6 protein-coding genes and 1 pseudogene are annotated in these 8,595 nt (G+C 34.8%); 1 reads left to right on the top strand and 6 read right to left on the bottom strand.

Annotation, left to right across the window (positions count from 1 at the left end):
* The 5 genes and pseudogenes from BN349_RS26210 to BN349_RS02055 form a co-directional block, all read right to left on the bottom strand.
* A pseudogene (locus BN349_RS26210) lies at nt 1-800 on the bottom strand (IS3 family transposase); the annotation flags it as partial.
* Nucleotides 801-879: 79 nt separating this feature from the next.
* On the bottom strand, nt 880-1,599 hold the full coding sequence (locus BN349_RS02070) for an exonuclease domain-containing protein (protein ID WP_019240612.1): 720 nt from the start codon (nt 1,597-1,599) through the stop codon (nt 880-882).
* Nucleotides 1,589-2,572, bottom strand: a complete 984-nt coding sequence (locus BN349_RS02065) for a DUF294 nucleotidyltransferase-like domain-containing protein (RefSeq protein ID WP_019240611.1) — start codon at nt 2,570-2,572, stop codon at nt 1,589-1,591. Before BN349_RS02065 ends, BN349_RS02070 begins: the two co-directional genes overlap by 11 nt.
* A gap of 89 nt (nt 2,573-2,661) precedes the next feature.
* Nucleotides 2,662-3,933: an ammonium transporter gene (locus BN349_RS02060; protein WP_019240610.1), complete on the bottom strand. Its 1,272-nt coding sequence runs from the start codon at nt 3,931-3,933 to the stop codon at nt 2,662-2,664.
* Between the two features lie 505 nt (nt 3,934-4,438).
* Entirely contained in the window at nt 4,439-5,695 is a 1,257-nt protein-coding gene (locus tag BN349_RS02055) for an MFS transporter (protein ID WP_019240609.1), read from the bottom strand.
* A gap of 166 nt (nt 5,696-5,861) precedes the next feature.
* Between BN349_RS02055 and BN349_RS02050 the strand changes: the two genes are divergently transcribed.
* A complete protein-coding gene (locus BN349_RS02050) occupies nt 5,862-7,094 on the top strand; it encodes a helix-turn-helix domain-containing protein (RefSeq protein ID WP_019240608.1) in 1,233 nt (410 codons plus the stop codon).
* A 134-nt stretch (nt 7,095-7,228) separates the two neighbouring features.
* Here BN349_RS02050 and BN349_RS02045 read toward each other — a convergent pair whose 3' ends face one another.
* Entirely contained in the window at nt 7,229-8,569 is a 1,341-nt protein-coding gene (locus BN349_RS02045) for a GntP family permease (protein ID WP_019240607.1), read from the bottom strand.
* Nucleotides 8,570-8,595 lie beyond the last annotated feature (26 nt).

Genomic DNA, 8,595 nt, shown 5'->3' with positions numbered 1-8,595 from the left:
ATAAGAACGATATTTTTTTATACGAACTAAGGATTTTATACCAAAGGCTTTCATGATTCTTTGTACTTTTTTATGGTTTACTTCATGTCCAAGATTAGCTAATTCATCACGAATACGACGGTACCCATAACGACCTTCGTGTTCATCATAAATGGATTGAATGAGTTGTTTTAAATCAGCATCTGGATCAGGTTTAGTCCTGTTTTTTACCCAGTAATAATACGTGCTTCGTGGAATCTCAGCTAGTTGTAGAAGAGCTTTCACCTGAAATTGATGCCTTAATTCATAGACTACTTGTGCTTTGTCTTGTTTGGTGATTTTTCCTTGTTTTGAACTAAGGCATTCAACTTTTTTAAATAAGCATTTTCCATTTCAAGTTGTTGAATACGTGCTTCTAGTTCTTCAATAGATCCTAATTTGTTTGGTTTCATTGACTCTTTTTTCACGAATGGGCGCCCCTTTTTCTTTGATTTTAGAGCGTCAATACCATTCCTATTAAACAATTCAACCCATTTATATACAGTTGAAGGAGATGTGATGTTAAAAATCGCAGCTGCTTCATTAGGAGTTACTCTAAATTCATTTATATAGTTTAGTACATCCATTTTAAGATTCAAATCATCATTTGTATAGGATGAAGAAGAAAAAGCTTCTTCTCCATGCACGTTATATTGAGCTACCCAATTTTTTAGGGGAGTTAAACTAATATGAAATTGCTTAGCTACTGTTTGAAAGGAAGTTGTTCCATTTAGGTAAGCAAACACTGCTTTTAATTTAAATTCTGAGCTATATTTTGTCATACAAAAAACTACACCTCCTATTGTTAGATGTGTCTAACAATTGGGGTGCAGTTCATTCTATAAGTCTAAGGAAGTCCCTTCAAAGTCTAGCTAGTTTTCCATACAGATCATTTAAGTTAGCGTTCCCTTCATTCATCAATTTTTCGATGTAAATACAACAAATTTCCGCTGTTGCTTTAGCATCGGAATAAGCATTGTGGCGATGTTCATTAACAATATGATGTCGTTCACAAAGCTCTTCTAAGCGTATTTGTTGAAGCTCAGGATTAATGACCTTATAAAAAAATGATGTGTCCAATAGTCGATGATTAAATGTCGTATGAAAGAATTGTCTACAATAATGTTGAAAAAAAATTCTTTCATGGTTAGCGTGATGAGCTATAAGAACCGATTTACCAATAAACTGAAAAAAATCCCCAAGTACCTTATCCGCCTCAGAAGCATTTTGTAATTCATCATTTGTTATCGATGTTAAAGCGGTTACTTCTTCCGATAATTTTTGCTTGGCCTTTACTAGTGAGTAGAACGTCTCTTCTTTCTGAAGATTTCCATTTCGAATTTTAACGGCTCCAATAGATATCATTTCGTCGCCTTTTTCAGGAAAAAAACCTGTTGTTTCCATATCCACCACTACAAGAGTTAATTGATTAAGTGGTATGGATAATACCTCTTGCTGTTTAAGTTCTTTATTCATTTGCCTTAGAAAAGCCAGATGCTGAGCATTATCTACATCCCCGATATTACGAGAAAATCGATTTGAAATCCCCCTCATTAATTGAGATATTGGTTCAAATGCCATAGGAATCTACCCTCTTTACATATTGTAAAACGTATTCATGTAGTTTGTATCCACCTTTTACAATTCGTTTGATTTCTTTCTTTTCCGAAGAATCTAATAAAGCCATTTTCAAAAAATGTGAGTCCTCGTATTCTACTCCATTGACGTTCTTCAAACGAATTTCTAATAACCTTTGAAAATCAACTTTAGCACTCATTATTATTTCTCTGTGATGATCGTTTTTAAGTAGCTCCTCCATTCGATCCAATGTTGATGTTTCATATAAACCTTCTTGAAGAGACAAAATTCGTATGGCATTAACATACGGAAGAAAGGCAGCGTATTTCAAATCAAATGATTGCTTATGTCCATTCACATTACTCGTTAAAAGTTGTCCTAAAGGATTCATTGCTTTTTTGATATGCATGACGTTCTCTACAAATCTTTTAATAAGAGAGGGATGTTGTCTTCGATATTGAAAAATACTCTCTTTTAATTCCTTACAAAATTTCTCTTCACCAACCAAACATCTACTATCTAGAAAAATTTGCAAATAACGGATTGATTCCCAATTTTCTTCTTTCATCCACGTATAAAGCTGTGCTTTCCATTGCTCCAGTGATCGACACCAAATCGGATTCGAGCTCATCACATTTCCCTTACAATAGGGGTAACCGACATAGTCTAACCCTCGTGATATCTCCTGACCTAATTGTAAAAAATAAGCTTGATTTGCCTCTGAATCATTGTTATAAACAATGCCATGATCTTGGTCACTTATCAAGCCTTGCTCAAACCTTCCCCCGCTTCCTGTTATCAACCATCCGAAAGAACTAGGTGGTTCCTTACTATTAAAGTTAGCAACAGCCGTTTGGAATACTTTTTTCATCACCTGATCATGGAATGAATTGAGTTCAATTATGCTTGAATAATATTTTTTTATTTCGTTATTTTTCCATTGTTTTATTTCTTCATATGCATGCGAATTCTTCATTTGACACTTCCTTTGTGAGAGATAATAAGGAGGAGAAGCATCAGTATCTCCACCCTAGCTATCCAATCTACCTCTCATTTTAAAGAATATTAAGAATTTTTTGAATTATTATCTTTTACCATTTGTTCTGGGTAACCATAGCTACCATGTTCACTCATATCTAAGCCCATAATTTCTTCTTCCTCTGAGACACGAAGACCACCAATGACTAACTTTGTAATATATAAAATAATAAAACAAGCGATAAAGGCGTAAGCACCAGAAGTTACAACACCCATTAATTGAACACCTAACTGCTCGAATCCACCACCGTAGAATAACCCAGGTCGACCTCCAACCTGTTCAGCTAATTCTTTTGTAGCAAAGAATCCTGTTGATAATGTTCCCCATACCCCAGCAGCACCATGAACAGATAAAGCATAGATAGGATCATCAATTTTTAAACGATCAAAGAATTTCACACTATAAAATACGAGAACGCCAGCAATTAAACCAATAACAACTGCCGCCCAAGGATTAACAAAGGCACACGATGCAGTAATAGCAACAAGTCCTCCTAATGCCCCATTTAAAATCGTTGGAATATCAGATTTCCCTAAAACTAGCCATGAAATAAAGGTTGCTGATACAGCCCCCGCTGCAGCCGCAAGATTTGTATTTAAAGCTACAAATCCAAAAAATGCCCCATCTACTGAAACAGTACTTCCAGCATTAAACCCAAACCAACCAACCCACAAAATCAAGGCTGCTAAAGCTGTATAAACTTGATTATGACCAGCAATATTGTTAACAGAACCATCTTTGTTATATTTCCCAATACGAGGCTTTAACAAAATAGTCGCTGCTAAAGCACCCATTGCTCCAGTTAAATGTACAACTGTTGATCCTGCAAAGTCCTGCTTTCCGTGTTCACTTAACCATCCGCCACCCCAGATCCAATGAGCGATGACTGGATATACTAGTAAACCGAACAAAATCGTAAAAATAACATAAGCAGGAAATTTTGCACGTTCTGCAAATCCACCTAAAGCAATTGTAATAGCAATCCCGGCAAATGCTGATTGGAAAACAAAAAATACTGTCTTCGCAAGGCCATCCCCTTCAGCTAAGGACCCTGAATAAAAGAAATCCGACAACCCAACAAAGAAATTAGCATTTTCACCGAAAATAAAAGCATAACCTGCAGCCCAGAACACCAATATTGTAAGGCCAAAGGTAAATACAGTTTTACCTGCAATATGCCCTGCATTTTTCATCCGCGTGGAACCTGCTTCTAAGAGTATAAAGCCTGCAATCATAAAAATTACTAAAATAGCAGAAACCATTGTCCAAAGACTATTCATTAAAAATATTTCATCCATTTACTGTTCACTCCTTTATCAAATTCATGTTAGAAAACCTAACATCATACTTATATCTTAATAATTTATCAGATAATTCATAATTGTCAATACTAAATGTAAGGAATTCTAACATCAGATGAATCATTAAATGAAAAAGAATAGGGTTAAAGCAAGAAAAGTCAAAGATTGGAAACGTTTTCTGTTTTTGAAAAAATTTATAAAAAATTTTCCTCTTCACGATAGACTTACTTTTTATAATGCCCTTTTTTAAAATATTGTTGTTTTAAATAACCGTAGATAAAAAACTTGATTAAAAGTGTAGGTTACAAGTAAATTCACTTTATATCTCCTGCATGTCAATTGGCAGCAAAGTTTGCATAAACAACCTTTTACAAAACTCCTAAACTTGGATATGACTGATATTCACATTTAAAACAACAAAAGGTATCGAGAAGATGTCATCTTCTCGATACCTTTTGTCCACAATACGAAACAATTCACGAAAGGAAAGAGCACTTCAATTTTATTGTGACAAACCTCTTTCTTTCAGGAGATCTTGATTCTCACGCATCATGTAAAGCGTAATAGAAATTAGGAAAATACTCGAAGTAATAAGAAGCCACTCCGCAGGAATAAAATCATATAAAATGCCAAAAAGAATGGTTCCAAGCGGCATCATAGCCATTGCCATCGTCTCTAGAAGTCCAAAAATACGTCCACGATACATTTCATCGACCTCTTTTTGAAGCAAAACAATAATTGGTGTATTAGTAAGTACTCCACAACTACTAAACCCAAGCATCATTAGGATGTAAAATAAAACAATCCCCATGTATGAAAAATCCACAAGTAAAGGCAGTGCACAAACACCTGTGAAAGTTGACATTAATAAAATAGCTCTTTTTGAAAATTGAATGGGATTGCTAACCGTGCTACGAACTGACATGTATATAGAAGCTATGAGCATTCCTATTGCTCCTGCTCCTTCAATAATGCCAACATGCTTGGCTTCAACCTTCAATAGTTCTACTAAAATAAACGAACTTCCTACATTGACTGCAGTGAAAAAAAAATTAAGCCATAAGGACATCCATAAAATCATCGATACAATTCGTTTACCTTTCATATACCAAATACCTTGAATAGTACTTTTCCATATGCCTTCTTTATCCTCTGAATCTTGATGTTTTGTGTACAAACGAAAGTTCATCGTTGATTCCAAAATAAAAGAGAGGAAATAAGCGAACATATGAATCATTAAAAAGACTTTTATCGAAACAAATCCATACAGCATACCTCCAACGACGGGTCCTCCAATTGCTGCTACTGATAAAGATAATTGATTAAAGGAAGTTGCTCTTTGAATTCGCTCTTCGTCCACGAGATTAGCAACCGAAGACGAAAAACCAACACCCGTAAACGTACTACTAATCGAATATAAAGCAGTAGTAACATAAACAGCTGTTAGTGTGAGATCAAATAGGAATGCATACAATAATAAACCTCCAACAGCTATAATAGATCCTGCCTGCCCCGCTAGTACGATTGCTTTTTTTGAACTTCGATCTGATAAAGAGCCCACTATAGGTGCAAATATTGTTCTCGGGATAATACTACATACTAAATTTGCTGCGAAGCTAAGAGCTGACCCTGTAATCGATAAAATATATAAGCTAATCCCAAATGAATATACATTCGAACCTAAAGAGGAAATCATTTTACTTACAAGAAATGTCCAAAGATGATAGGTCGCCCTTTTCTTCTTCTGTTCTTCATCCAATTTTAACCGCTCCCTCTCTCGAATTATTTAATTAAAACAAATGTAACACAGTTAATATTTACCATCAACAAAAAGTTTAATTTAATTAAATTTTTTAATCTTTACTCTTATATATTTATTAAATATAATTAAACTAAACAATCTGAATGTTTTTGGAGGTGAAGATATGCATGATATTGGAAAACGAATAAAGCAATTACGAAAAGCAAAGCAATTTACTTTGGCAGAGCTAGCTGGCGAACAATTATCAAAAGGTATGCTCAGCTTGATTGAAAATGGAAAAGCCAAGCCATCGATAGAAAGCTTACACTATATCGCTAATAGACTTGGAGTGGAAGCGAATTCCTTACTCGGTGAAGATCACATCGATGAGTTACGAGCTATCTTAAATGATATTGAAAAGAAGTATGCAGAAGCTACAAATAACGAAGAATATAAAGCAATCCTTATGTTGATTAAACCAAGTATCGTAAACATAAAACAAAACACATATGAATCAGCTAGATTACTCGATTTGTACGGAAGGGTAACATATCATCTCAATATTAATGCTGATGATAGTGTAATGAAGCAGGCTATTTCTCATTATCAAGAATTAAATATGATTAATTATATGTTAAACGGCTATCTTCACTTAACCTGGCGAAAATTTAGTCAGCATCAGTATGAGGAAGCTTTAGCCATCCTACAAGAAGCTGAAACAGTAGCAATGAATCAGAAACATCTTGTCGATCACGTCTCTACTCTAGATTTGCATTATTACTTTACGATTATGTTTTTAGCGCTTGATGACATCGAGGAATCAATGAAATATTTACAAAAAGGGATTGAATTTTCAAAGAAAGAAAAACTGTTCTATCGTATTGATGACTTATACCGTATAATGACCTTTCATGCCATCATGGTGCAAGATGAAAGTACTGCGGTATATTATTTAAATAAACTTCAATTATTCGTTGATTTTACAGAAGATCGGCAGGGACAACTTTTAGCTGCTTGGGTTCATTGCCATTATATGAATCGATTAAAAAACAATTATAAGGGTGTTCTCTCCTTCATTCAATCGAAAGAAAAAACATTCCAAAAAGAAATGCCAGAATATATAGTTTATGTCCAACATGAAAAATCGTATGCGTTATTCCATTTAGGACGATTCGAGGAAGCATTAGAAATTTTACAAGAGTTGAAAGTTCCTGACTTTCTTCATCATCCTTATGACCTTTCATTTTGCTATCAGACATTCGCAATAAGAGCATTATGTTATGAAAAGTTGGGTAATCATGAAAAAGCCATGATTGATGTAACGATAAGCTACAATCACGTTAAAAATTTCAAAAAAAATATTTTTCAAACCTTCATCTTTCAAACATACGAAGAGATCATAGGAATTAAACCATAATATATTGTCAAAAGATAATAAAAGGCATATTCAATCCTTCTACAATATCCCTTTTAAAGTTGAAATAAAACATCAAAAAACGTCCGAAAAGTAAAGAAAACACTTTTCGGACGTTTTACAATCTATATTATCTATTAAACTAAAATCACCCAAAGAATCATAGTAAAGATAATCGTTACGATCCCTTGCAATAAAGTAGCCATAGTTTGTGCTTTATACGCATCTGTTACCTTCATTCCGCTGAATTGAGTAACAACCCAGAAGAAACTGTCATTAACATGACTCACTGTCATTGCACCTGCACCAACAGCCATAACCACTAATGCTAGTGGAATTGCTCCTTCGATACCAAGCGTCGGCAATAATGGCGCAATAAGTGACGATGTAATAACCAATGCTGCTGTTGATGAGCCTTGTGCCGTTTTCAATGCCGCAGCAATTAAGAATGGTACTAACAAGAATAAAGCACCGGTAAATATCTCTTCGATATTCCAGCTTTGAATCATTTCAGCAATTCCAGTATTTTTAATAACTGTACCAAAAGCGCCACCAGCACCTGTAATTAATAATATAGGAGCAGCATCTAATAAGGCAGCACCTATCCAGTTCGTTAATGTCTCTTCATTAAATTTCGGTAAAAGAGGAAGAGCTGCGATAACACCGACTAATAATGCAATAACAGGTTGTCCTAAAAACATTAAGAATGCTGCAAGATTACCTTCCATCCCCACTACGGATGCAATAGAGCCAATTCCAATTAATACGATTGGAAGAACAATTGGCAAGAACGCTTGAAAAGTTGAGGGCATCTTCCCAAATGATTTAATAATTTCATCATAATCCAATTCTTCCCCATCATCTTCAACCTGAATTTTCGTTGCGACTTTAGTTGCCCAAATATAACCTACTATCACAGCTGGAATAGCAACAATCAATCCGATTAAAATAATCGTACCTAAGTAACCATCCGCACCAATATTTCCTGCTGCAGCAATCGGACCAGGAGTCGGTGGCACTAAAGTGTGTGTAGCATACAATCCAGTGGCTAATGCTACTGACATAGAAGCTAATGCAACCTTCGCTCTTTTCCCTAAAGCTTTTCTTAAGCTATTTAAAATAACAAATCCAGAATCACAAAAAACAGGAATAGATACAATATAACCAATTAAACTCATAGCTAACTGAGGTCTTTTCGGCCCCACAATACGTAACACAACTTCTGCCATACGATAAGCTGCTCCGGCTTTTTCCAAAATAGTCCCGATAATCGTACCAAATACGATAACAAGACCAATACCACCCATGATACTACCAAAACCACCATTGATATTTTCAACAATTTTATCTAAAGGCATCCCTGAAGCAAAACCAACAAATAATGTACCTAGCAATAATGACAGAAATGGATGCACTTTAAATGTAGTTGTGGCTAAAACAATTAACAATACCCCTATAATTAACACTACAAATAACATGTTTGTTCCCCCTTGATCTTTGTTCC

The sequence above is a fragment of the Bacillus sp. AP8 genome (assembly GCF_000321185.1).
Lineage (GTDB): Bacteria > Bacillota > Bacilli > Bacillales > DSM-1321 > Bacillus_AD > Bacillus_AD massilioanorexius.
The sequence above is the reverse complement of the archived record's forward strand: the minus strand, read 5'-3'. Positions and strand labels throughout refer to the sequence as shown.

Excerpts from the sequence above, each read along its gene's own strand:
- BN349_RS02070 (WP_019240612.1), bottom strand. The coding sequence starts at position 1,599 with ATGGCATTTGAACCAATATCTCAATTAATGAGGGGGATTTCAAATCGA.
- BN349_RS02065 (WP_019240611.1), bottom strand. The coding sequence starts at position 2,572 with ATGAAGAATTCGCATGCATATGAAGAAATAAAACAATGGAAAAATAAC.
- BN349_RS02060 (WP_019240610.1), bottom strand. The coding sequence starts at position 3,933 with ATGGATGAAATATTTTTAATGAATAGTCTTTGGACAATGGTTTCTGCT.
- BN349_RS02050 (WP_019240608.1), top strand. The coding sequence starts at position 5,862 with ATGCATGATATTGGAAAACGAATAAAGCAATTACGAAAAGCAAAGCAA.
- BN349_RS02045 (WP_019240607.1), bottom strand. The coding sequence starts at position 8,569 with ATGTTATTTGTAGTGTTAATTATAGGGGTATTGTTAATTGTTTTAGCC.